The following is a 23,325-nucleotide window of genomic DNA, read 5'->3' as shown; positions in this document are numbered from 1 at the left end:
CAATAAAAAGCCTATGCCCTTACGAAAAGGTATAGGCTTTTGTCAACAATCTGAAAGAAGTCAATTTGATTTGACTTCTTTATTTATTTGTTCAATTTGATATTTTAATGAATATACACGATTTACATATCCACTAAAATCTTTACCATTCCATTCATCTTGCGTTAAATACGCCTTTTCTCCATAAATATTATGCGTATCTATCGAATCTGAATCATTAATATTTGGAATACATACCATATAATATAAAATTTCTGAGGCATAATTCATTTGTACAATATATACAAATCGATCACTATTATTTTTTTGATTCGATTTTAAATAAGCCGAATAGACAATCTTCAGTTTATCAAGTCCAGGCGCCTTATCTTCTTTACCATCAATAGTATATATAGATTCTTGATTATCTTTTACATAATCTATAGCTGCATCTTTCCCATCCTGAATCAATGTTTTTGGAATGTCCTCTAATGCACTATAACGATTGGCAAGCCCCTTTACCACCACATCGGTTTCAACACTTTTTGGCTGATAATGATATTGATTGGCTAAAGCCTCATCATACGTTGCCGTTACATGAATCGTATCTCCATTTGATAAATCTGTATTCGGACTGACTTCATATTGAACAGAGTTCAAAAAATCCTGTGTTCTTTGATTTAGATCTCCCTGTTTAGCACTTACTGTCACACTCGCATTTCCATTTTCTCCAACATACGTATATTGCGCATTTGCCATAATATCAATTTCAACATTACGTAAAAAGAAGAAGTAAGCAATCAAAACAAGAATGCATATCATGCTTAATAAGCACATAAAATATATAGTTTTATTCTCTATCTTCTGTTTATCCATTGTAAAACTCCTAATCAAAATACTGTGCATTTTCAATAGCCCTTGAAATATACGACAACAAATCCACATCCACTTGATCTTGTATGATTTCTTTGGCATCATGAATACACGTTTCCATCATAGCCTGGTCTTTTTCAAAATCACCAAACACAAGACAAGGCATACCACTTTGTCTTATCCCTAAAATATCACCTGGACCGCGCATATGCAAATCATAATTGGATACTTCAAAGCCATCCTTTAATTCTTCCATCTTTTTTAAGCGTTCAATAGCCTGAGGATCACTCGATGCCGACAACAAGAAACAATACCCCTGTTTTTTATCACGTGCCACACGTCCTCTAAGCTGATGCAAAGTACTTAAGCCAAAACGATGCGCATCATAAATGACCATCACACTCGCATTGGCCACATCAATTCCAACTTCAATAACCGTTGTAGAAACAAGGATATCCAATTCATGTTTAGAAAACTTGTCCATCGTTTCTTCCTTTTCCTGACTTGTCATTTTTCCATGAAGCAAGCCAATGCGTATATCTTTTAATATCTTTGTCATGCCTTCATAAATTTCAAATACATTACGCATTTTAAATTCATCATTCTCTTCAATGGCAGGACACACGACATAACATTGTCTTCCTTCTTGAATAAATTTCAATACATCTTTTAAAACTGGCGACATACTTGAAGTTTTAAAATACTTTGTGACAACACTCTTTCTTCCTTTAGGCATTGTATGAATCGAACTAATATCCATATCTCCATATAAGAAATGCGCATACGTTCTAGGAATCGGTGTAGCTGACATCATTAGAAAATCAACACACTTTCCTTTTTCTAATAGAGACCTTCTTTGTTTCACACCAAAACGCTGTTGCTCATCCGCAATCACAAGGCCTAATTTATTAAAAATAACATTTTCTTGAAATAAAGCATGCGTTCCTACCACATTTAATATTTCTCCATTCTCAAGTTTCGTTAAAATTTCTTTCTTTTCCTTAGTCGGTAAACTAGAAACATATAAAGTCGCATCTAAACCTAATTTATGCATATTATCTACATGTTGGCGAGCTAAGATTTCGGTTGGTGCCAACAAAGCCGATTGATATTCAGCTAGCTGATTGGCATACATGCTAATTTGAGCAACAATTGTCTTACCACATCCAACATCTCCTTGAACAAGGCGAAACATGACATTTGTACTCTTTAAATCATATAGAATATCGTCAATACTTGAAAGCTGATCCTTCGTTAACTCAAAAGGAAGACCTGAAATCCATTTCTTTACTGTTGCCATAGAAAATTTCTTAGCTTTTTTTATTTCCTTCTTTTCATGCATCGACTGCATTACGCATTGAAAACATAGAAACTCTTCATACTTCAATGTACGAATTGCGGCATGCAGTTGCTTTTCATTCTCTGGAAAGTGAATCCATTTATAAGCCGTAGATATATCTAACAACTTATACTTTTCAATATACCTTTGTGGTACTCTTTGAGGTAAAACATCCACATGTTTAAGGGCCTCTTTCATAATGGCCTGTATATCTGATTGCTTCAAACCTTCAATCAATGGATATACTGGATGTAAGCCTAATTGTTGATCTAAAGGTTTAAAATTATAAGTAGAAGCTACCACATTATTATTCCCTTGATATTGTCCATAAATCGTTATCATCTTGCCAAAACCAAATTGAGATGGCCATGGACGATTGAATAAAGTAATGTTTAATTCTTCGTTCCATGACAAGACTTTAAACTTAGTCATCGAACGATTCTTAGATAAACGAATCACTCTTGCGGTTGAACAAATCAAGCCTTGGAATACAACATTTTCCTTTTCATTCCATTGCGAATAGGGCAATGTTTGAACCGTATCATAACGCAAAGGATAATATTTCAATAGATCCTCGACAGTTAAGATATTCATCTTTACTAAAAGACCAAGTCTTCGACTGGTAATTTTCAATTCATTAATCTGCATCTAAAAGACTTCCTACATAAGAAACATAATTCAATTCAAGAATGCAATAGAAAAAGCCCATTAAAAAATTCACAAACAAATAAGTAAACATAGCTGCAAGACTCGACTTAAAGCTAACTCCCAAGAATAAATACATCATCCAAGATATCATAGGATTACCCATATACATAGATCCAACTAAAATACTTTGGGCATTAAAGCCCTGTGCTGCACTAAATAAACCTCCAGACATTGTATCAAACACAACAATACAGATTAGTAATGTACAATACCAGTTCAACATAGATTTCTGGTGTTTTTTTAGTGCAAAAGGAATAAATTCCTTTAAGTTTTTATCGTGAATCAATCCATAATAGAAAATCAACTGGAATGGCACCATCATAACTAAGCAGAATGCACTAATAAGTTGTAACACTAACATTAAGCTTGTATTATTTGTGCAAACATTCACTAGATTTGTAAGAATTCCACTCACAATTAAAATATAAATACCTTGTAGCACTAATACTTTCAAAATTGCAGATGCGCAAAAATTTTGTTTCTTCCATATCTTTGTGCAAATAAAATAGAAACCTAAACTCGACAATAAACTTAATACGACTTCTAGACTTTGTCTAAGATATACATTCATACCTAAGGCACTCATCATTAAATAGACAATGTTATAAACAAAGCATAAGATCAAAGTTAATACGATTGTTTTATATATACTTCTAAAATGTAGTTTTGACATTATTTTTTTCATGCAAAAATCTCCTTTTTTGGTAAGATACAATTATTCTAGTCCTTTGTCCAAATACAAATTCATTCAAATGACCAGAAACACATCCACAAATATGTATCTGTGCTATAATATTAACAAATTTATGGAGGAAATGTATATGAATTCAAAAATTAAACGAATTATTAACTTCTCAACTGCCTTTGGACCAAGTGGCATGGAAGATGAAGTATCTTCATTAGCCATGGAAGATGTCAAGGATATTTGTGAAGTTCATGATGATACAATGCGTAATACGTATATGCACTTTAAACAAGACAAAGAACATGAAACAACGATTCTTTTGGATGCACATGCCGATGAAGTCGGTTTTATTGTGCAAGCCATCAAACCAAATGGTACAATTCGCTTTTTACCATTAGGTGGATGGGATCCAAAAAACATTGTATCTGGCGAAGTCTGGATTCTTAATGATAAAGGTGAAAAGATTTCGGGTATTGTCGCAAGTCAACCGGTTCATTTCTTATCTGAAGAAAAGCGTAATGGAAAAGTAGATTTTGATGATTTAGTAATCGATGTAGGCGCAACAAGTTCTCAAGAAGTAAAAGAAGAATTTCATATATCTGTAGGTAACTTCATGTGTCCTGCAGTTACATGTAAATATGATGAAGCACATAAGATTTTCTTAGGAAAAGCCTTTGATTGTCGTATAGGCTGTGCAGCCGTAATGGATGTACTACACCAATTAAAAGATGTAAGCCACAACATTGAAGCCACATTAACAACACAAGAAGAAGTCGGCGAAAGAGGCATGGACACAGCAATCAAAAACTTAAATCCTAACATTGCGATTTGTTTTGAAGGATGCCCAAGTGATGATACATTTGAACAAGACTACATGATTCAGTCTGCCTTGAAAAAAGGGCCAATGTTACGTTGGTTTGACCGTTCTTATATCACAAGCCCTCGTTTTATGCGTTATGCGATTGATTTGGCACATGAAAAAAATATTCCTGTACAGGAAAGTGTAAGAAAAGGTGGAGGAACCAATGCAGGAATTACTCACCGCTATAACATTCCAACCATCATTATCGGTATTCCCGTTCGTTTTGCACACGCTTCATTTGGAATCTGTTCTGAAGAAGATTATGATAATGCTGTAAAACTTGCGGTTGAAATCATCACAAACATCGATGCTCAAACTATTCGAGGATTCTAGTATGGAAAAAATTGCCGTCGTAACGGATACAGGTTCCAATCTATCTTTTGAACAGGCAAAAGAATTAGGTATTTACCTGCTTCCCTTACAAATCACAATTGACAAAACAACATACCAAGATACATTAGAAATTTCAACACAAGATATTTATAAAGAATTAGCCAAGGGGAAAATGCCAAAAACAAGCATGGCAACCTATCAAAAAATCTATAATTTATTTGAAAAACTAAAAAAAGAATACGATACTGTATTTGCGATTCCATTGACAAATGGATTATCTACAAACGCTTCAACCATGCAAAGTATTGCACGAGAATTAGAAATGAATGTCCATGTGATTGATATGTATTCAACTTGTGAATTAGAAAAACATGTTGCGATTTGGATCAAGCAATTAGTCGACGCAAACAAACCATCTGAAGAAATATTAGAGATTATTCGACCGGCAATCTATGAATCCAACTCATTGATCTTAGTCAAGGATTTACAACACCTAAAACGCGGTGGAAGATTAACCCCAATGGTTGCAGCTCTTGCAGGTTTGTTAAAGATTTATCCTATCTTGCACTTAAATAAAAACACAGAAGGCAGAATCGATGTATTAAATAAGGTTCGCACAGAAAAAAGAGCTGACACCTATGCGATTGATAAAGTCATTGACGATATTGATATAGAACATACAAATATCTATATTATTCACTCAGATTTTTTAGAGGGTGCCAACCATTTTAAAAAATGTTTTATCGAAAAGGGTGTACCTGAAGAAAATATTCATATAAACTATATTAGTTCCGTAATCGCCGTACATACTGGTCTTGGTTGTATCGCATTACAATATATAAGAAAGGAAAACTAAAAACATGGAAACCAAAAATATTTTAATCACAATGAAAAACGGAGATCAAATCAAAGCTGAGTTGTATCCAGAGATTGCTCCTGAAACTGTTGAAAACTTTTTGAATCTAATCGAAAAAAAATTCTATAACGGATTAACTTTCCACCGTGTTATTAAAGGATTTATGATTCAAGGTGGATGCCCAATTGGAAACGGAACTGGTGGCCCAGGTTATACAATTCATGGAGAATTCGCTTCAAATGGATTTAAAAACGATTTAAAACACACTCGTGGTGTTTTATCTATGGCTCGTGCTATGGATCCAAATAGTGCAGGAAGTCAATTCTTCATTATGCACCAGGATTCACCTCATTTAGATGGTGAATATGCTGCGTTTGGTAAAGTTATTGAAGGTATGGAAAATGTAGATAAAATCGCAAAGACACCTACTACTTTCAATGATCGTCCAAGAAATCCTCAAGTGATTGATACAATCACAATTGTTGACTAATGACGTTGCAACAATTGCGCTACGTGATCCAGATCGTTGAATCTGGATCTTTTAATTCCGCAGCCAAAGCCTTATTTATTTCACAACCATCTCTTTCGAAATCCATTCATGATTTAGAAGAAGAAATGTCCATCTGCTTATTTGTTCGAACAAATAAAGGTATTCTTCTCTCTGAACAAGGAGAAAAATTTCTAGGCTATGCTAGACAAGTCATAGAACAAGCTAACTTACTTGAAGAACAATATAAAAACACATTCCCTGCAAGAACTGTATTTGCGATTTCAAGTCAACACTATGCCTTTGTGGTAAATGCGTTTGTTGCCTTAGTCAAAGAATACAATCAAAGTGAATATGAATTTTCTTTAAGAGAGCAAAGAACATACGATATTATCGAAGATGTAAAGAACCATCGAAGTCAATTAGGCATTCTGTATCTTTCACATTTCAATCGTGAAGTCATTCAAAGTATCTTAAAAAAAGAACATCTTACATTCACCAAATTATTTGAAGCCAAACCCCATGTATTTGTTTCTAAGACAAATCCTTTATCCCATAAAAAAACAGTAAAAATGGAAGATTTAAAGAACTATCCCCGTCTAACTTATGAACAAGGAATCAATAATTCCTTCTACTTTTCCGAAGAATTACACAGTACTCAGCCATCTAAAAAGAGTATTGTTGTTTCGGATCGCGCCACATTATTCAACTTATTGATTGGACTAAACGGATATACGATTTCTTCAGGTATCTTAAGCACAGATTTAAACGGAGACAACATTGTATCCATTCCACTTGATAGTGATGAAGTTATGGAAATAGGCTATATTAGTGATGGAGTTTTATCCAACATGTCAAAAAACTATCTAAATCATCTAATTCAATACATTGAAAAGACCAACTGAAATTGGTCTTTTATTATAGTTTTTAACTATAACAAGCTAAAGAATATTTCAATTATTCTATATACTATAAATATGATAGACTTAACACACACGAAAGTTGAGGAATTTATTATGACAGTTCAAACACCTTATAGATATGATGTAGTTGGAAGTTTTTTAAGACCTGAAAAACTAAAACAAGCCCGTAAAGATTATGAGTCTAAAAAAATTTCAAGAGAGGAATTGACACAAATCGAAGATGAGTGCATTACAGATTTAGTTCAAAAAGAAAAGGCAGCCGGCCTACACGTCATCACAGATGGTGAATTCAGACGTGCTACATGGCACTTAGACTTTATGTGGGGATTTGATGGCGTATCTCATACACCAACGAAAACAGGCCTTCCCTTCCATGGAGAAGCCGCTATGGTTGATGATACATATATCACTGGAAAAGTTGGTGTGAGTGGTACACATCCTTTTGTAGAGCATTTCAAGTTTTTAACTCAATTCGAAGACGAAAATACGATTGCCAAACAAACCATTCCTGCTCCAGCACAATTTTTGGAACAAATGATTCTTCCTTTTGCACTAGAAAACACTAAAAAATATTATGAAGATACTGAAGAATTGGTTCAAGACATTGCGAATGGGTATAAAGTTGTCATTCAACAATTATATGATGCAGGATGTCGATGCATTCAATTCGATGATTGTTCATGGGGCATGTTGGTGGATGAAAAAGCGCCATTATTTTTCCAAACAGATCAAGAAGGTTTGTTAAAAGTTCAAGAATTATTCTTACGTATCAACAATCTTGCGATTGAAGGAAAACCTGAAGATCTTACAATTAACACACACGTATGCCGTGGTAACTTCCACTCTACATATGCATCTAGTGGTGCTTATGATGCTGTCGCAAAAACATTATTTGCGAAAGAAAACGTGCATGCCTATTTCTTAGAATTTGATGATGCTCGTTCTGGTGGATTTGAACCATTAAAAGAGGTTACAGCTGATAAAAAAGTCGTACTTGGTTTAGTTACTACAAAATTAGCCAAATTAGAAGACAAAGAAACAGTAATTGCCCGTATTAAAGAAGCTAGCAAATATGTCTCTTTAGAAAATTTGTGTCTAAGTCCACAATGTGGTTTCGCCTCATGTGAAATAGGAAATAAATTAACTGAAGAGCAACAGTGGGCTAAAGTTAGATTGATTAAAGAAATTGCTGAAGAAGTATGGGGATAGAAAAAAGTTTGGATTAATTTCCAAACTTTTTCTTTTTGTGATTTATTTTTTTAAAAATCATTTTTACCCAATTTGATACAAGCGTTAGTATAAAAGGAATCAGACATACATTTAAAATCACATAGATAATTTCATACCATTGTAAGTGAACAATATAGAAAAAGTTCTTACATAAAATGATTGAACCGGCAAATATTACTGACATGATTGTAACCAATATTTTTCTTAGCATTGTCATTGGCACACATACTCGTATCAACACCATAAGTGCATTGACTCCGGCAAGAATTGTACACATTGTTGAATATTCATTAGGTGAAATATAAACAAAATGGCCTAAGATTGAAACACCAATTACACTACAAATTACACATATGGCTCCTGGCAATGCTTTAGATATAACATTTCTTAAGAAATTTTCTTTTACAATATTTCCGTTTGGTTCAAGCGTTAATATAAAGCTAGGAATTCCAGTTGCCAAGGCAGAAATCAAAGTCAATTGAATAGGTTTAAACGGATAGTTTTTTAAACATACAAGTGTTAATAAAGAAAGTCCAATTGAGAAGATTGTCTTCACCAAAAATAAAGAGGCTGTTCTTTGAATGTTATTAATAACACAACGTCCTTGATATAAAATAACAGGTAATGTATTCATTTGGTTTTCTAATAAAACTAGGCTCGCCACACTTTTACATGCTTGTGAACCCGAACCCATCGCAATAGAACAATCTGCTTCCTTTAATGCCATAACATCATTTACACCATCACCCGTCATTGCGACAGTTTTATTTCTTCTTTTTAAAGCTAACACAAGTTCCTTTTTTTGTTCTGGAGTAACACGTCCAAAAATCGAATACGAATCTACAACCATTTCTACATCCTTTATAGTAGACATATCAATACTTTTTGATGTAAAACCTGCTTTTCTCACTAAAGCTTCCACTGTTCTAGGATCATCTCCTGAAATAATTTTTATATCCACGCCTTGTTTTTTAAAGAAATTTAAAGTATCTTTGGCATCTGGCCTTAATTCATCACGAAGGCAAATATAAGCCAAAACAGCATTATCTTTCATCAAAACAACTACACGCATAGCTTGAGACGTATAGTCTTCAATATGTTTTTCTACATCCAAATCTATTTCTTTGGCAATATATGAATACGCTCCTAATTTATATTCTCCATCTTCAAATGTCACGCTCGAATATTTTCTTTGACTTGAAAACGGCAAATAGGATACAACTTTCTTATAATTTCTTGCCTTAAAATAGTTTCTTATCGCTATAGCTGTCGCATTGTCATCTGGTAAAGCCTGCATCATATCGCCTAGAATTCCGTCGACATTTTCAATTTTTTCAACATGACAAACACTTAGTTTTCCTTGAGTCAATGTACCGGTCTTATCTAAACACAGTGTATCTGTCCTAGCTAAAGTTTCGATACAATATAGTTCCTGTACTAAAACCTTTTGTTTACCAAGCTTATAAGCACTGATTGCCAATGCAACACTAGTTAAAAAGACAAGTCCTTCGGGAATCATGCCTACAACGCCAGCCACAGTATTTAAGGTTGCAGTTGTATAATTTGTTTTAATAAGCTGCTTAATGAACAAAACACATCCCAATGGAATTAAAATATATGTACACCATTTTATAATCCAATCAATTGAATCTCGTAACTGACTCGGATAACGTTTAAAACGCTTAGCATGTTTTAAAATCGAATACGCATATGTATCTTGTCCTACTTTGTCTACGTGCATCCAACATTTTCCTGAAATCACAAAGCTTCCACTAAGTAATGATGAATTTTCTTGTTTATATACCGCATCACTTTCACCCGTCAACATGGATTCATCGCATTCAATGTTTCCAGATATAATATGACCATCAAAACTGATTTCATCGCCAGCATATAATACGAGAATATCGTTGACTTTCACTTCTTCAACGCTTAATTCCAGTTCAGTATTATTTCGAATCACATGAATCTTTGTCTGATTTAATAAAGAAAGCTTATCCAACATATGTTTTGAACGAATTTCCTGGAACAATCCAATCACCATATTTAAAATGACCGTAATCATAAAGAGCATATTACGATAAGATCCCGTAAAGAATACAAATATAGCTAGAACAACGTTAATTCCATTAAACAAAGTAAACACGTGTTGTTTAATTATTTCTTTATAGCTTTTCGATAAATTATTTGGGTTATGCATATATTTATTATACTACATTTTAAAATATGAAATTATTAAGATTCTATTAAAAATGATACGACAATAGCCGTATCATTCAAAAGATTCTAGTGGTGTATCCGCAAGCGCAACAGCTTGGGCATAAGATGTAATTGCCAAGTTGGATTCAATAGCTTTTTGTAGGCAGAACATCAATAATCTTGTATCAAATGCCTGCAAGTCTTTATCAAAGTTAATAGCCGGATATTTTGATAAATGCTCTAATAATGTATCTACGTTTTCTTTTGTATGTTTTGTAGAAATACCAGTCACAACAACATTTTCTTGTTTAACAGCCTTTAAGCCATTCAACAATGCTACATACGGTTTATCTGGTCTTTGTACAAGCATCACCTTATTTTTAGGGGATGAAGCCAGTCTTAATGTCCATACACTCTTGCAGCTCACAACAATTTGCGTACAATTTTTATCATTCGCAAACAAATCAATTGTTTCTAATAATTTGTCATACGTATCTTCTACTTCTTTACAATCATCAAATACCAACGCTGAATATTCCATCTTTATACCTATCCTTTCAAATCTTCTGGCAAAGTTATTTTTTTATTTGTGAAACTTGATAATACCACTTTTACTCTCGCCTTAGAAAACCACTCTACAAGCTGAGCATCGTCTGTTGCCTGCACTTGTTTATTCCTTGCAAGTCGGTGACACTCCTTAATTAAATTCGTTTTAAAACATTGCGGTGTCTGAGCATGATATACAAGCTTTCTTTCTAATGATTCCTTTACATAACCATCCACAACAATCTTTGTCGTATCCACACTAGGTACCATTAATAAACAGGCATCCTCTGTTTCTAAAGAGTGTTTCAAATCTAAAATCCACTTTTTTTCAACAAAAGGTCTAGCCCCATCATGAATCATAACATAATCTTGATCTACGATTTGTAATCCGTTGTATACACTATCTTGTCGTGTTTGTCCTCCTGTTACAACTTGGATTCGAGAATCATATAAATAGTTTTCAATAACATAGTCCTTTTCATAATCCGCACAAACTAAAACGACCTGTTTACAATCTTCATCTGATAAAAAAACAGACAGACTCTTATTCAGTACAGTTTGTCCATTTTCAAAAGTATAAAATACTTTATTATAATCTAAATTCGTTCGACTGCCTCTTCCAGCAGCTAAAACAATCACGCTATAGTTCATGGATTCATTATATCAAATTTTCTTAACAATTGATAAAAAAATTGGAAGATTAAACGACCATATAAAAATAGTTGGGGGTTTAGATCTGCTTTAAGATTACATAGGGCAGTGTGATAGGCAGCTAAAAATTCGCTCCAAAGTATTTTGGAGCTTTTTTAGCACCTGTAGCTATGCACTTGTTGATTTTCAAGAGGATTAATATACGTTATTATAGAATTATAAGATTGTTGTTGTACATTTATGTTCTTCATTCAGATATAAATGTCTTCCAGGATTACATGAATGAAACTCGAATTATTATGTTTTGAAACAAGCCTTTAATTACTGTTGTATAGTTTCAAAAGACACAGGAGTAATTACTGTAGAACAGAAAAGAATCAACAATGCATTGTTGCAGAATCATATCGCAATCATCAAATTGGTTACGAAAGCAGCCAGTGGCTATCAAAGCTGGGAGTGATTCAGAAATGGATGTATGCTGATCTTAGGAAAGTCATCGATTTTGAAATCGACAAGGATGATGGAAGCATTAAAATGGTTGAAAAAATGGACCCAGACAGCTAAATGTTGTCTGAGCCCAATATCAGCTATAAACTGTTTTGGGGTATATGCCGCTCCTTAAATTCTTGGAGAGCAAATTCACCTAACCCCATCCAAATTTATTGCACCGATTAAACTTCCAATTCAATTACCTCTTGTTCTTTCAAAGATTTTTTCATATCAATAAGCCTTTGGTTTCTTGAACCACGAAATGCCAATGTGATATCTTTTTCTTCTTCTTTAAATGGACCATCCACTAAAACATCCAATAACGACAACATTTCATCCGTTACTTCACAATGTTTTCGTCCACCATCCAACAAGTCTTGATCTAAAACAAAGCCTGTAAAAGACCAAATATTCTTTTCTGGTAATTCGTCACGAACACGACGAAGCAATTTAACTAATTCTCTTTGATTCTCCGGCTCAAAAGGCTCTCCACCAAGTAATGTCAAACCTGAAATATGGCTTGGTTTTAAAGCATCAATAACCTCATCTTCTGTTTCCTTTGTATAAGGCTTACCATAATCAAAGTTCCATGTTTCTGGCTGGAAACAATTTTTACAATGATTTGTACATCCCGATACAAATAGTGTCACACGCACCCCTTTACCGTTCGCAATATCGTTTTTCTTTATATTTCCAAAATACATAAATACCTCCTAAAAAAGAGCTAGAAACTAGCTCTTATAAGTGTAGTACTCTTTCTTTGATTTCTTGTGTTCGTCCTTGATTCCAGAACTGTGTACCGATATATCCACAAGTACGACGAGCCACATTCATTTTTTCTTGGTCACGATTTCCACAATTTGGACATTCCCAAACTAATTTATGGTTTTCATCTTCCACAATCTTGATTTCTCCTGTATATCCACATACTTGGCAATAATCTGATTTTGTGTTCAACTCTGCATACATAATATGATTATAAATATGTTTCATAATTGCCAAAACAGCTTCAATGTTATTTTCCATATTTGGAACTTCTACATAGCTAATGGCTCCACCTGGAGAAAGTTTTTGGAACTGTGATTCAAATGTTAATTTAGTAAACGCATCAATTTCTTCTGTTACATGAACATGATAGCTATTTGTGATATAGTTCTTATCCGTTACATGTGGAATAATTCCAAAACGCTCTTGTAGATGTTTAGAGAACTTAAATGTAGTTGACTCCATAGGAGTTCCATATAATGAGAAGTCAATATTTTCTTCTGCCTTCCATTTAGCACAAGCATCATTTAGATACTGCATAACTTTCAATCCAAATGAAGTTCCTGGCTCTTCAGTATGAGGGTGTCCAGTCATATAATATACACATTCACATAATCCAGCATATCCCAAAGAAATTGTAGAATATCCACCAAATAATAATTTGTCGATTGGCTCTCCTTTTTTCAAACGCGCCAATGCACCATTTTGCCATAAAATAGGAGCTACATCACTTGGTGTACCTAATAATCTTTCATGGCGACACATCAATGCCTTTTTACACAACGCCAATCTTTCATCCATGATTCTCCAGAATGCTTCTTCATCCTGTTTACTTGAACAAGCTACATCAACTAAGTTCAAAGTAACAACACCTTGGTTGAATCGGCCATAGTATTTTGGTTTACCATTTTCATCTAAATACGTAGTTAAGAATGAACGACATCCCATACACGGATAACAATGCCCTTCTCCATTCGCATCTACTTTTAATTCCAACATTTTCTTTTCAGAAATATAATCTGGAACCATACGCTTAGCTGTACATCTAGCCGCTAATTCTGTCAAATGCCAATATTTAGAATCTTCTTCAATGTTGTTTTCTTCAAGAACATAAATCAATTTAGGGAAAGCCGGCGTAATCCAGATACCTTTTTCATTTTTAACTCCCTTGATTCTTTGTTTCAACATTTCTTCAATAATCATAGCTAAGTCATCACGAGTCTGTCCTTCAGGCACTTCATTTAAATACATGAAGACAGTCACAAATGGAGCTTGACCATTTGTCGTCATCAATGTGATAACCTGGTATTGAATCATCTGTACACCTTTTTCAATTTCTTTACGAACACGCATTTCTGCCATTTTATTAACTGTATCTTCAGATGAATCTAGATTCAATGATTCTAATTCTTCTTTTACTTCACGACGTGCTTTTTCTCTTGAAACCTGTACAAATGGAGCTAAGTGAGAAAGTGTAATACTTTGCCCTCCATATTGTGAACTAGCAACTTGCGCAATTATTTGTGTAGCTACGTTACATGCTGTAGAGAAACTATGTGGTTTTTCAATCATTGTTTCAGAGATAACTGTACCATTTTGAAGCATGTCCTCTAAATTTACTAAACAACAGTTGTGCATGTGTTGTGCAAAGTAATCTGAATCATGGAAATGAATAACACCTTTTTCATGGGCCTCCATAACATCTTGAGGTAACAAGAAACGTTTTGTGATATCCTTTGAAACTTCTCCAGCCATATAATCACGCTGAACACTGTTTACTAATGGATTTTTATTTGAGTTTTCTTGTTTAACTTCTTCATTATTTCGCTCCAGCAAAGACATGATCTGCTTATCTGTTGAATTTGCCTTACGAATTAAAGCACGTTCATAACGATATGTGATATAGTTGTGAGCTACCGCAAAACAACGATGTTCCATCAATTCTCCCTCAACCATATCTTGAATTTCTTCCACATTTGGGCTTCTCTTCAAGTTTTCACATTTATCGATAACACTTTGCGTAACAGAATGAATCAATTCATCTGTCATTTGATTGTGTGTTGTAGCTTTACTTGCTTTTTTGATTGCATTTTCAATCTTTGATGCATCAAAAACGACTTCTTCTCCACTTCTTTTAATTACATTCATATTAATCCTCCTAAAATAGTTGAACCTTCAACTATTTTTGTATACATCTAGTATACTAATAAATTTTTCTAAAACAAGTCTTTACATTCATACGAAATAATGCTTGACCTTTATGTAAAGGAAACCAGTTTTTTTATTTTTTTAAAGTCCGCTAATTTGTGTAAATATTTTAATTTCCAACCATTTTTGTGCAACCTCATTTATCATTAAAATAATATGAATATTGACACTTATTGTGTCAATTTAAATAAATTATGATAATTAATGTTAAATTCACATATACTTGATACAATAAAAGAAAGATGCAAAAAGGAGGTCACTATGGACTATAAAATCAAAGGCGATTCAGATTGCCCTATCGTTGAAATCAATCTACAGAATAATGAAACGGTAAAAATCGAAAGAGGCTCTATGGCCTATATGTCAAACGTTGTGATTGAAGGTAAAATGAACAGTAACAAAAAAGGTATTAGCGGCGTATTAGGCGCCTTAGGACGAAGCCTTACCAGTGGCGAAAGTATGTTTATTACAGAGGCTACCGGAACAAGTCACGACGGATTACTTGGTATTGCACCTTCTATTCCAGGAAAAATCACATGTTTAGAGGTTACACCAGCATGTCACTACTATTTAAATAATGGTGCTTTTTTGGCATGTGATAACACTGTTAGCTACGAAATGAAAACACAAAGCGTTGGAAAAGCATTACTTGGTGGAACCGGTGGATTCTTTGTCATGCATACATCTGGACAAGGCGACCTATTGATCAATGCATATGGTGACATTATGGAAATCAATGTAGATGCAGATCATCCAATCACAATTGATAATGAACACGTTATCGCATGGGACGATTCTTTAGATTATGAAATCAAAATTGCATCCGGGACATTTGGATTCACAACAGGTGAAGGTTTAGTGAATGAGTTCCACGGAAACGGAAAAGTGTACATCCAATCTCGTAACCTACATTCATTAGCTGATGCATTAATCCCATTTATACCTCAAGGAAAGGACTAAAAAAGCGTGAGCCATTCACGCTTTTTACTTACAATCGTCCCCCTTGCAGTCAATACATGAGCGCACGCATTTACTACCCTTTAATTTTTTAAAACTCTCTTCACTAATTGTATGTTCCATACGACAAGCTTCTTCTTCTGCAAGAACAGATTCTACGCCAGCATGGAGCAATTGATTCTTAAAATAAATATGCCTTTCATACACTTGACTAGCCTGTTTTTGTCCTTGTTCTGTAAAGAATAAATATCCTGTTTTGTCCGTATAAATCAATTCTTTTTCTTTTAAGTCTTTCAAAGCATGTGAAACGCTCGGCTTAGAAAAGCCTAGAGCTGCCGCCACATCAATAGCACGAACATTCTCTTGTTGAGACTTTAATACATATATTGTTTCTAAATAATCTTCCTGAGATTGTGTTAGCTGCATTTCTATTCCTCCAGTTAGTTTTAGCTTACCACAAAAGTATAACAAAATTTCACATAAGATTCAAAACTTTTGCACAAAAAATAAAGTTAAGATACACTAGTAAAGCAAAATTATGCAAAAGGAGAACAAAAAAAAATGTTTAAATGTAATAAATTATTAGGCGTATCTCTAGCAGCCATTATGAGCATTTCAGCCGCTGCCACGAACGTATTCGCAATCGATACATCTGTTATAGATGAAAAATGGGGTAAACCAACCGTTGTATATGGTGGTGGTTTAAGTGAAGATCAAATCCAAAGCACACGTGAATTATTTGATATTGAAGATACAAATAACGTCTACGAAACAAGCGTTGATGCCAACGACTTATACAACTATTTAGGAATCGTTGGCGGAGATACATCCAGTTTGATTTCAAGTGTTATGGTTCAAAAACAAGATTCTGGTACAGGTGTAAAAGTAAAAATCATCACACAAAGCAATATCACAAAGATCACATCCAACCAATATGCCAACGCCGCAATTACAGCAGGTGTCAGTGATGTTGAAATCGATGTTGCTTCCATTTCAAAAGTTACCGGAGAATCTGCTCTAACCGGCGTTTACAAAGCGTTAGAAGCTAACGGAGAAACACTAGATCCAGACCGCACACAAGTTGCACAAGATGAGCTTGAAGCAACAAACGAAATTGCTCAAAATAATGCAGACGATTCTAATTTTGACTCTGCCCGCTTAGATCAGGCTTTAGTAGAAATCAAACAAGAGCTTGCCCAAATCAAGCAAAAACAAGGTAGTGCTGCAACTACCGAACAAGTTGAACAAGTCGTACAGGATGCTTTGGAGGAATTTAATTTAAGTGACATCATCTCTCAAGACGATATCGATAAATTGATTGCATTCGCCAAGAAATACCAAAACACTTCGGCTATTGACTCACAAGAAGTATTAAATCAATTAAATAAATTATCTGGCAGTTTAAAAAATCAATTATCTGGATTATTCAACAAAGCCCAATCTGAAGGATGGTTTGACAAGATTATTAACTTCATTAAAAGTCTATTTAACTAAAATAAGGAAGTCTTAAGCGACTTCCTTTTCATTTGCCATACGATATATTTCAAGCATATCCATTTCATCCAACTCTTTAAATTTTCCAATTGTGCGCGTATGCTCAAAGCTGCATTTGTATGTTAATTCATACAATTCTGGTTCTGTACACTTACGTTTTAACAATCCTTGAATACTTGTCGGCATGCCGATACTTCTAAAGAATTCTTCCATCTTTTCAATAGTATTCAAAGCACAAGATAATGTATCCGAATCATCCAAACCAAAAACACGATGCCCAAGTTTGGCAAATCGCGTTGGATTTTCCATATATACATGATTTGCCCAACTATCCCAAATAGCCGCAAGACCTGCACCATGTGCTACATTAAACATTCCACTTAATTCATGTTCCAATTGATGGCAAGCCCAATCTCCTAAAGAACGATCTCCAGTCATGTCATTGTGTGAAACACTACCTGCCCACATAATTTCAGAGCGTGCCTGTTCGTTAGAAGGATCTTCTAAAAGAATTTTTGCGTTTTTTATGACAATACGGACTAAACTTTCTGCCATTTGATCTACCAAATCCAATGTTTGGGATGGCGTAAAATATCGTTCCAATGTATGCATAATAATATCCGTACACCCACACATTGTTTGGTATTGAGATACAGTATATGTTAATTTTGGATTTAAAATAGAAAATTTAAAATATCCATAATCACTGCTTAAACCGCGTTTCAGATTACCATCTTCATTTGTGATTACACTTGAATTGCTCATTTCACTGCCTGTTGCGGATAGTGTTAAGATACACCCCATAGGTAAAGCACCCTTCACCTTTTTCTTTCTTGCGTAATAATCCCAGACATCACCTTCATTATAAACACCATATGCAATGCCTTTGCTTGAGTCTAAAACGCTTCCTCCACCAACAGCAAGAATAAAGTCAACTCCTTCTTCTTTACAAATTTGAATTCCTTCGTTCACCTTTGAAAGTAATGGATTAGCAACAACACCTCCACACAAACAATAGGCAATATTTTCTTCATCAAGCGCCTTTTTCACTCGATCCAAAAGACCGGATTGAATGGCACTTTTCCCTCCATAATGAATCAATACTTTCTTTGGATGATATTCTTGTAAAATCTTTCCAACCCTTTGTTCCTCATCTTTACCAAAATACACTTTTGTTGGTGCATAAAACTTAAATTTTTCCATGTTTACCCCTTTTAAATCTTTTTCATTGAAACAGCTTCAATCGACAAGCTAAGACCAGCCACAACCAAATAGGTCGCAATAATATAATTAATGACTAAAGCACTTTGGAATGGCATTACCAAAAAAATAATGCTTAACAACAGATTGACCCAACCTGTAAAACTTAAATATTTCGTATCGATCACTCTAAAAAAACTAAGTCTAGAACCCCAAGTAATCTTTTGAATACCATTGACCAATAGCACAAACGCAAACAAAAATGTAAATGTACTTACAGTAATTGTAACTGGCATCGTGCATAATAAACAACCTAACAAAATATTTAAGATACCACTGGCTAGCCACATTGCATCTCTAAAGAAGAAGGTTGTTGTGATATATGAATAAATTTCACATGCACCCCAAACAATCAAGCCAATGGCTGCGATAATTTGAATCGTTGTGAATACCTTTTCTGGAAACACAAAACATAAAATACCAATAAGAATCAATACTATACTTAATATTATACTCATTCTTTTAGCCTTTTTATACCTTTCATTCCATTGTGTTTTGAATTCATCAATATAATCATAATCAGAATCAAACCATTTCATAAGTAACATCTCCTTTATGATTTCAGTATAACACTATTTTTAGCGCTTTCAACACCACAGTGCTAGACACGTTTTAAATTCTGTCTATTATTGTAAATTTATGTCATCAATGATAAACTTTTATTTGTCGAAAAAAAGGAGATTGTAAATGTTTAATAAATACCTGATTGTGTTTTTTGTATCTATGGTACCACTTATTGAACTTCGTGGAGCAATTCCAATCGCAGCCGGAATGGGATTACCATTTATTCAATATTATATAATTGCGATTATTGGAAATATGATTCCTGTTCCCTTCATCTATTTCTTTGCCAGAAAGATTCTTGTCTGGGGAGCTGACAAGCCAGTTGTCGGAAACTTCTTTACGTGGTGTCTAGAAAAAGGTGAAAAAGGTGGTAAAAAATTACAAGCCACTGCAGGAAAAGGATTGTTTGTAGCCCTATTAATATTTGTGGGCATTCCATTACCAGGAACAGGAGCCTGGACTGGTACACTTGCCGCTAGTATCTTAGATATGAATTTCAAATCGAGTGTACTAGCTGTTATGTTAGGTGTCATTTTAGCCGGTATCATCATGGCTCTTACGAGTATGGGATTGTTTGGAGCACTGGGAGCACTATTCTAATAGTGCTTTTTCTTTTATCTAAAAGAAAAAAGGTTTGATTTTTTCAAACCTTACTTAAACATATTGTGCCTGAAAAAATAAACAGTCGCAATTACACAAGCTAAAATAGCTACAAAACTAGGAAACCATACAAACGGAAATGGCAACTGTACGTTCATCCCATAGAATCCAAAAATAATATTTGGGATAGCCATAACAATTGTGATTACAGTCAATTTATTCATGACAATGTTCATATTATTAGAAATAATACTCGCAAACGTATCCATCGTACCTGCCATTGTGTTTGAGTAAATGTTACACATCTCGATGGCCTGATGGATTTCAATCATGACGTCCTCTAACAAATCCTCATCTTCTTCATACAATTGAATTTGTTTTCCACGCATAATTTTATTTAATGTTACTTCATCCGATTTTAACGAAGTCGAAAAATAAACCAATGATTTTTCTAAACCTAACATTTCAATCAACTCATCATTTTCTACCGATTGATGTAAACGCGTCTCAGCACGACTTGATAAACGATCAATTTGGCGTAGACAAATCAAGAAACGTTGTGAAATACGCAAAGCTAAAAGTAAGAAGAACCTCGTTTTTAAACGCGTATCCATACCTTTGATTCTTCCTTGTGACATTTCTAAAATACTCCAGTTTTCATACAAACTAATTGTGACTACATATCCTTTTAAAATCACAATACCAATTGGCAATGTGGAATAAGTTGAATCAATCGAATCATCATCTTCATTTTCCGCACTTGGATAGTCAAAAATAATCAACAACTGTCTAAAATCATCGTCATAGTCCATATGCGAGCTTTCTTCTTCATCCAGTGAAGATTTGACAAATTCAGGTAAAACACCAATTTGTTCAATCAAATAATATCTTTCTTCTTCTGTAGGTGCAATCGCATTAATCCAACAGCCTGGTTCTGGTTCTTGAATTTTGCGTGTTCCATCTTCAAATGTTTTATAAAACTCTAACACAATTTGTCCTCCTTATATCTTAAACGAAGACAAATCCCATGTCTCCGAACATATATACATTTTTATTATTAAAATAACTCGGGTCTGGAGACATGTTTCCACCTACTTTCTACTAGAGAATATTGTATCATATTCATGTCATTTTCTTGTAAATTTTCACAAAAAAAGACTAGTAAAAACTAGTCATAAGGTTTGTATTCCACTGTTTCTTTGTCAAAATCAATAAACAATTGGAATGCATTACGATCTTTGTCTTCATCCCAGATTTCAACAAACTTAGGTGTAACTTCAATTAGAATTTCTGTATCTACATGTGAATATGCATTGTAGCTTTGCCACAAGAATTCTTTGTATTTCTTTTCAAAAATACGACCAGGTTCATCAACAACCAAGCCTAAGTTTTTAGCTGTCCCCTCTACTTGCACTCCATTAAAGCACATAGCTACTTTATCATTTTTGAACAATTGTTGTGTTTTTCTAAAGTTTTTGTCCGTCTTAAAATAAATCTTGTCATTGTAGAAAACGCAACTTACATTTCTTACCATAGGATAATCGTCTACACAGCTAGCCAAAGCCATGATTTTATAATCCCCTAATTTTTCATCCATAATTTTTTTTGCTTCTAAAAGTTCCATGTTTTTCCTAACCTTTCATAACTAATATTAAAACTGCAATTGATACAATAATAAATGCACTGACAATTCCAACATCTTTTGTAAGTCCTTCACTTGTATTAGGCTGTGTAACAAACTGCGTATTTCTCAACGCATTTACAAGTGGTTTGTAGATCAACATTGCACAGGCTGCATTTAATGTACATTTAATAAAATTGAATGGAACAATACCTGGAAGTAACATACCGACCACTGCACTTCTTGGCATTTGATAATAAATCGGTGTAACAATATAGTTCCATAATGTCATACTCAATGTACAGCATACAGTTCCTAATACCAAGCCGATGATAGCTCCTTTTTTAGAGTGTTTATACTTATAGATGCAAGCTGCAACACATGCAAATGTACAAGTTGAAATCACATTCATCAAAACATCTAATAAGTTTCCTCCACGGAATACGATTTCTAAAAACGAACACAACAGACTCATAATAAAAGATGTCATAGGGCCATAAATAAATCCTGCAATCACAATAATGATATCTTTTGGATCGTAGCTTAGAAAAGATACGACTGGTACAATTGGAAATTGTATCAATAAGTTTAAAACCATTGCCATCGCACTTAAGATCGCAATCGTTGTTAGTTTCTTTGTTGAACTCATAAATCATCATCCCTTCATATATCAACTAAAAAAACGTGCCTAAAGAAAATCCCCTAGGCGCGTTTAAATATACAAAAGAATATATAAAAACATCTTCTTCCATCCAGACTATACTGTCGCCACTGGAATTGCACCAGTTCATGCATAATGCTCGCGGGGTTTACCGCCGATAGGGAATTTCACCCAACCCTGAAGATTTAATTTATGCAAATTCAGTATACACTTGTTTCAAGTAAAAAAAAAGAGCAAATTAAATTGCTCTTTGTAGTATCCTTAAATCATAAGCCATGTTCTGTTCCACTTGCGTGGTGACAGTCATTTATCTATAGCATAAAGCTATCCAGCCTTCCTTTCGTTTCATTCCAGCCGGTTCCCCTACCAAATTTGGGTTTCTCGCTTGTGGGGTTTACCCGTTCCACCCTATACGTTTCCATATAGATTCGTCTCTGTGGCACTTTTAAAGTTTGTTTACATAGTTTCCCTTAGCAAACAAAACAGCCGTCAAGCAATAACTTGCCTAGACTTATTTATTCATCTAGCACAAACACTACAATCATCACAGATTGTGCGAGCATGGACTTTCCTCTAACTATCTATGTAGCCAGCGACTGTCGATTTAATTCACTATTCTTCACTTTGATTAAATACAGCTTTTTCCAAACGTGCAATACGTTTTAAAATATCGACTGTATTACTGCTTCCATTCACAAAATCAGAATTTACTTTTTCGTTTAAGTTTTCATTCTCACTTTGTAACGCAAACAACTGTTGCTGCAATTCTTTGATTTTTTCTTCATAACGAGTGACTGCAGCACCTAATTCTTCTACTTTTTCATCATATTTTTGATAATCTTCAATTACCATATCTAGAAATTCATCTACTTCAGCAGGGGCATATCCCTTCAAGTCTACATGAAATTCTTTTTCATAAATTTCCTGAGCTGTCAAATTCATATCTTTTGCCATATATAAGTCCCCCTATATCTACCCAAATATTATGAATGTTTTACACAAAAAAATCAACTCTGACTTTTCAGATTCATTGAA

General features: G+C 34.1%; 24 protein-coding genes, 1 other RNA gene and 1 riboswitch. Of the genes, 9 read left to right on the top strand and 16 right to left on the bottom strand.

All coding sequences use genetic code 11. The annotated features are described in order from the left end of the window. Positions 1-60 precede the first annotated feature (60 nt). From LJE08_RS08125 to LJE08_RS08115, 3 genes are read right to left on the bottom strand one after another with little or no spacing between them, the layout of a single operon-like run. Entirely contained in the window at positions 61-855 is a 795-nt protein-coding gene (locus LJE08_RS08125; protein WP_186998362.1) for a hypothetical protein, read from the bottom strand. Positions 856-865: 10 nt separating this feature from the next. Beyond that, complete coding sequence (gene recG, locus LJE08_RS08120) at positions 866-2,839, bottom strand: ATP-dependent DNA helicase RecG (protein ID WP_117924316.1); 1,974 nt, start codon at positions 2,837-2,839, stop codon at positions 866-868. After that, a complete protein-coding gene (locus LJE08_RS08115; protein ID WP_227402893.1) occupies positions 2,829-3,584 on the bottom strand; it encodes a hypothetical protein in 756 nt (251 codons plus the stop codon). The genes recG and LJE08_RS08115 overlap by 11 nt, the downstream gene beginning before the upstream one ends. 136 nt (positions 3,585-3,720) lie before the next feature. Between LJE08_RS08115 and LJE08_RS08110 the strand changes: the two genes are divergently transcribed. From LJE08_RS08110 to LJE08_RS08090, 5 genes are all read left to right on the top strand, one after another. Continuing rightward, entirely contained in the window at positions 3,721-4,779 is a 1,059-nt protein-coding gene (locus LJE08_RS08110; protein ID WP_117924311.1) for a M42 family metallopeptidase, read from the top strand. 1 nt (position 4,780) lies between these two features. Next, complete coding sequence (locus LJE08_RS08105) at positions 4,781-5,635, top strand: DegV family protein (protein WP_227402892.1); 855 nt, start codon at positions 4,781-4,783, stop codon at positions 5,633-5,635. A 4-nt stretch (positions 5,636-5,639) separates the two neighbouring features. Further along, positions 5,640-6,125: a peptidylprolyl isomerase gene (locus LJE08_RS08100; protein WP_117924307.1), complete on the top strand. Its 486-nt coding sequence runs from the start codon at positions 5,640-5,642 to the stop codon at positions 6,123-6,125. Then, positions 6,125-7,027, top strand: a complete 903-nt coding sequence (locus LJE08_RS08095; protein ID WP_117924305.1) for a LysR family transcriptional regulator — start codon at positions 6,125-6,127, stop codon at positions 7,025-7,027. Before LJE08_RS08100 ends, LJE08_RS08095 begins: the two co-directional genes overlap by 1 nt. Positions 7,028-7,138: 111 nt before the next feature. Beyond that, the gene (locus LJE08_RS08090; RefSeq protein ID WP_227402891.1) at positions 7,139-8,254 is read left to right on the top strand and encodes a 5-methyltetrahydropteroyltriglutamate--homocysteine S-methyltransferase; all 1,116 of its coding nucleotides are present in this window, start codon (positions 7,139-7,141) and stop codon (positions 8,252-8,254) included. Between the two features lie 13 nt (positions 8,255-8,267). Here the strand turns inward: LJE08_RS08090 and LJE08_RS08085 are convergent, their stop codons facing one another. From LJE08_RS08085 to ispD, 3 genes are all read right to left on the bottom strand, one after another. Further along, on the bottom strand, positions 8,268-10,475 hold the full coding sequence (locus LJE08_RS08085; protein WP_227402890.1) for an HAD-IC family P-type ATPase: 2,208 nt from the start codon (positions 10,473-10,475) through the stop codon (positions 8,268-8,270). 72 nt (positions 10,476-10,547) lie between these two features. Further along, positions 10,548-11,015 carry a hypothetical protein gene (locus LJE08_RS08080; protein ID WP_227402889.1) on the bottom strand — a complete coding sequence of 156 codons (468 nt, stop codon included), beginning with the start codon at positions 11,013-11,015 and terminating at the stop codon, positions 10,548-10,550. Between the two features lie 8 nt (positions 11,016-11,023). Further along, positions 11,024-11,671: a 2-C-methyl-D-erythritol 4-phosphate cytidylyltransferase gene (gene ispD, locus LJE08_RS08075; RefSeq protein WP_117924297.1), complete on the bottom strand. Its 648-nt coding sequence runs from the start codon at positions 11,669-11,671 to the stop codon at positions 11,024-11,026. A 304-nt stretch (positions 11,672-11,975) separates the two neighbouring features. Here ispD and LJE08_RS08070 point away from each other — a divergent pair, with 304 nt between their 5' ends. Next, a complete protein-coding gene (locus tag LJE08_RS08070; protein ID WP_227402888.1) occupies positions 11,976-12,131 on the top strand; it encodes a hypothetical protein in 156 nt (51 codons plus the stop codon). A gap of 211 nt (positions 12,132-12,342) precedes the next feature. Here LJE08_RS08070 and nrdG read toward each other — a convergent pair whose 3' ends face one another. Both nrdG and nrdD read right to left on the bottom strand, forming a co-directional pair. Next, positions 12,343-12,864, bottom strand: coding sequence for an anaerobic ribonucleoside-triphosphate reductase activating protein (gene nrdG, locus LJE08_RS08065; RefSeq protein WP_117924295.1), 522 nt, complete (start codon positions 12,862-12,864; stop codon positions 12,343-12,345). A gap of 34 nt (positions 12,865-12,898) precedes the next feature. Continuing rightward, the gene (gene nrdD / locus LJE08_RS08060) at positions 12,899-15,073 is read right to left on the bottom strand and encodes an anaerobic ribonucleoside-triphosphate reductase (RefSeq protein ID WP_117924293.1); all 2,175 of its coding nucleotides are present in this window, start codon (positions 15,071-15,073) and stop codon (positions 12,899-12,901) included. 321 nt (positions 15,074-15,394) lie between these two features. Here nrdD and LJE08_RS08055 point away from each other — a divergent pair, with 321 nt between their 5' ends. Beyond that, positions 15,395-16,093 (top strand): TIGR00266 family protein, encoded by a 699-nt coding sequence (locus LJE08_RS08055; RefSeq protein ID WP_186999434.1) that lies wholly within the window; start codon positions 15,395-15,397, stop codon positions 16,091-16,093. A 24-nt stretch (positions 16,094-16,117) separates the two neighbouring features. On the opposite strand, the gene LJE08_RS08050 is transcribed toward LJE08_RS08055, so the two are convergent. Further along, a complete protein-coding gene (locus LJE08_RS08050; RefSeq protein WP_186999433.1) occupies positions 16,118-16,516 on the bottom strand; it encodes a metal-dependent transcriptional regulator in 399 nt (132 codons plus the stop codon). A gap of 135 nt (positions 16,517-16,651) precedes the next feature. Between LJE08_RS08050 and LJE08_RS08045 the strand changes: the two genes are divergently transcribed. After that, on the top strand, positions 16,652-17,584 hold the full coding sequence (locus LJE08_RS08045; protein ID WP_227402887.1) for a DUF1002 domain-containing protein: 933 nt from the start codon (positions 16,652-16,654) through the stop codon (positions 17,582-17,584). 12 nt (positions 17,585-17,596) lie between these two features. Here the strand turns inward: LJE08_RS08045 and LJE08_RS08040 are convergent, their stop codons facing one another. Continuing rightward, the gene (locus LJE08_RS08040; RefSeq protein ID WP_227402886.1) at positions 17,597-18,787 is read right to left on the bottom strand and encodes an iron-containing alcohol dehydrogenase; all 1,191 of its coding nucleotides are present in this window, start codon (positions 18,785-18,787) and stop codon (positions 17,597-17,599) included. Between the two features lie 11 nt (positions 18,788-18,798). Further along, entirely contained in the window at positions 18,799-19,383 is a 585-nt protein-coding gene (locus LJE08_RS08035) for an HdeD family acid-resistance protein (RefSeq protein ID WP_186999430.1), read from the bottom strand. Positions 19,384-19,531: 148 nt separating this feature from the next. Between LJE08_RS08035 and LJE08_RS08030 the strand changes: the two genes are divergently transcribed. Further along, positions 19,532-20,008, top strand: coding sequence for a small multi-drug export protein (locus LJE08_RS08030; protein WP_227402885.1), 477 nt, complete (start codon positions 19,532-19,534; stop codon positions 20,006-20,008). Positions 20,009-20,058: 50 nt separating this feature from the next. Here the strand turns inward: LJE08_RS08030 and LJE08_RS08025 are convergent, their stop codons facing one another. The 5 genes from LJE08_RS08025 to gpsB all read right to left on the bottom strand — a co-directional run bounded on the left by LJE08_RS08025 (position 20,059) and on the right by gpsB (position 23,244). Continuing rightward, positions 20,059-20,997 carry a magnesium transporter CorA family protein gene (locus LJE08_RS08025; RefSeq protein WP_186999429.1) on the bottom strand — a complete coding sequence of 313 codons (939 nt, stop codon included), beginning with the start codon at positions 20,995-20,997 and terminating at the stop codon, positions 20,059-20,061. A 179-nt stretch (positions 20,998-21,176) separates the two neighbouring features. Beyond that, entirely contained in the window at positions 21,177-21,632 is a 456-nt protein-coding gene (locus LJE08_RS08020; protein WP_117924279.1) for a pyridoxamine 5'-phosphate oxidase family protein, read from the bottom strand. A 7-nt stretch (positions 21,633-21,639) separates the two neighbouring features. Then, on the bottom strand, positions 21,640-22,278 hold the full coding sequence (locus LJE08_RS08015; protein WP_227402884.1) for an ECF transporter S component: 639 nt from the start codon (positions 22,276-22,278) through the stop codon (positions 21,640-21,642). Between the two features lie 87 nt (positions 22,279-22,365). After that, a riboswitch (FMN riboswitch) is annotated at positions 22,366-22,479 on the bottom strand. Between the two features lie 75 nt (positions 22,480-22,554). Further along, positions 22,555-22,898, bottom strand: an RNA gene (gene rnpB / locus LJE08_RS08010) — RNase P RNA component class B. 4 nt (positions 22,899-22,902) lie between these two features. Next, the gene (gpsB, locus tag LJE08_RS08005) at positions 22,903-23,244 is read right to left on the bottom strand and encodes a cell division regulator GpsB (RefSeq protein ID WP_117924274.1); all 342 of its coding nucleotides are present in this window, start codon (positions 23,242-23,244) and stop codon (positions 22,903-22,905) included. Positions 23,245-23,325 lie beyond the last annotated feature (81 nt).

The organism is Holdemanella sp. DFI.5.55, from assembly GCF_020593575.1.
GTDB lineage: Bacteria > Bacillota_I > Bacilli_A > Erysipelotrichales > Erysipelotrichaceae > Holdemanella > Holdemanella hominis.
This window is presented reverse-complemented; position numbering and strand designations above follow the sequence as displayed.

Bases quoted from the DNA above. Each gene is read 5' to 3' on its own strand.
- LJE08_RS08125 (WP_186998362.1), bottom strand. From the start codon at position 855: ATGGATAAACAGAAGATAGAGAATAAAACTATATATTTTATGTGCTTA.
- recG (WP_117924316.1), bottom strand. From the start codon at position 2,839: ATGCAGATTAATGAATTGAAAATTACCAGTCGAAGACTTGGTCTTTTA.
- LJE08_RS08115 (WP_227402893.1), bottom strand. From the start codon at position 3,584: ATGAAAAAAATAATGTCAAAACTACATTTTAGAAGTATATATAAAACA.
- LJE08_RS08110 (WP_117924311.1), top strand. From the start codon at position 3,721: ATGAATTCAAAAATTAAACGAATTATTAACTTCTCAACTGCCTTTGGA.
- LJE08_RS08105 (WP_227402892.1), top strand. From the start codon at position 4,781: ATGGAAAAAATTGCCGTCGTAACGGATACAGGTTCCAATCTATCTTTT.
- LJE08_RS08100 (WP_117924307.1), top strand. From the start codon at position 5,640: ATGGAAACCAAAAATATTTTAATCACAATGAAAAACGGAGATCAAATC.
- LJE08_RS08095 (WP_117924305.1), top strand. From the start codon at position 6,125: ATGACGTTGCAACAATTGCGCTACGTGATCCAGATCGTTGAATCTGGA.
- LJE08_RS08090 (WP_227402891.1), top strand. From the start codon at position 7,139: ATGACAGTTCAAACACCTTATAGATATGATGTAGTTGGAAGTTTTTTA.
- LJE08_RS08085 (WP_227402890.1), bottom strand. From the start codon at position 10,475: ATGCATAACCCAAATAATTTATCGAAAAGCTATAAAGAAATAATTAAA.
- LJE08_RS08080 (WP_227402889.1), bottom strand. From the start codon at position 11,015: ATGGAATATTCAGCGTTGGTATTTGATGATTGTAAAGAAGTAGAAGAT.
- ispD (WP_117924297.1), bottom strand. From the start codon at position 11,671: ATGAACTATAGCGTGATTGTTTTAGCTGCTGGAAGAGGCAGTCGAACG.
- nrdG (WP_117924295.1), bottom strand. From the start codon at position 12,864: ATGTATTTTGGAAATATAAAGAAAAACGATATTGCGAACGGTAAAGGG.
- nrdD (WP_117924293.1), bottom strand. From the start codon at position 15,073: ATGAATGTAATTAAAAGAAGTGGAGAAGAAGTCGTTTTTGATGCATCA.
- LJE08_RS08055 (WP_186999434.1), top strand. From the start codon at position 15,395: ATGGACTATAAAATCAAAGGCGATTCAGATTGCCCTATCGTTGAAATC.
- LJE08_RS08050 (WP_186999433.1), bottom strand. From the start codon at position 16,516: ATGCAGCTAACACAATCTCAGGAAGATTATTTAGAAACAATATATGTA.
- LJE08_RS08045 (WP_227402887.1), top strand. From the start codon at position 16,652: ATGTTTAAATGTAATAAATTATTAGGCGTATCTCTAGCAGCCATTATG.
- LJE08_RS08040 (WP_227402886.1), bottom strand. From the start codon at position 18,787: ATGGAAAAATTTAAGTTTTATGCACCAACAAAAGTGTATTTTGGTAAA.
- LJE08_RS08035 (WP_186999430.1), bottom strand. From the start codon at position 19,383: ATGAAATGGTTTGATTCTGATTATGATTATATTGATGAATTCAAAACA.
- LJE08_RS08030 (WP_227402885.1), top strand. From the start codon at position 19,532: ATGTTTAATAAATACCTGATTGTGTTTTTTGTATCTATGGTACCACTT.
- LJE08_RS08020 (WP_117924279.1), bottom strand. From the start codon at position 21,632: ATGGAACTTTTAGAAGCAAAAAAAATTATGGATGAAAAATTAGGGGAT.
- LJE08_RS08015 (WP_227402884.1), bottom strand. From the start codon at position 22,278: ATGAGTTCAACAAAGAAACTAACAACGATTGCGATCTTAAGTGCGATG.
- gpsB (WP_117924274.1), bottom strand. From the start codon at position 23,244: ATGGCAAAAGATATGAATTTGACAGCTCAGGAAATTTATGAAAAAGAA.